Origin of the sequence: Ectothiorhodospira shaposhnikovii (genome assembly GCF_016584105.1) — a bacterium.
Taxonomy (GTDB): Bacteria; Pseudomonadota; Gammaproteobacteria; order Ectothiorhodospirales; family Ectothiorhodospiraceae; genus Ectothiorhodospira; species Ectothiorhodospira shaposhnikovii.
Window position 1 is genome coordinate 1 of sequence record NZ_NRSM01000115.1, and the last position, 308, is coordinate 308.

Genomic DNA, 308 nt, shown 5'->3' on the forward strand with positions numbered 1-308 from the left:
GAGCATCCTCACAAGCTACTTGATTTGCAGTGGACTTGAGCTTGGGTCTGTAGCTCAGTTGGTTAGAGCGCACCCCTGATAAGGGTGAGGTCGGTGGTTCAAATCCACCCAGACCCACCATTTTTAGTACGGGATGGCGTCTGGCCTGTTTGAGCGGTTGAGTGCCACGGTATCTCTGTAAGGTTACGGGGCCATAGCTCAGCTGGGAGAGCACCTGCTTTGCAAGCAGGGGGTCGTCGGTTCGATCCCGACTGGCTCCACCAAGTTCTAGGGCAGTCAAAAGAGAAGGGTTGTAAGGCGAAGGCCTG

General features: G+C 55.2%; 2 tRNA genes. Both read left to right on the forward strand.

Annotated elements, in window-relative coordinates:
* Nucleotides 1-43: 43 nt before the first annotated feature.
* Nucleotides 44-120: transfer RNA gene (locus tag CKO35_RS17640), tRNA-Ile, on the forward strand.
* A 67-nt stretch (nt 121-187) separates the two neighbouring features.
* A tRNA-Ala gene (locus tag CKO35_RS17645) sits at nt 188-263 on the forward strand.
* The last annotated feature ends 45 nt before the right edge of the window (nt 264-308 follow it).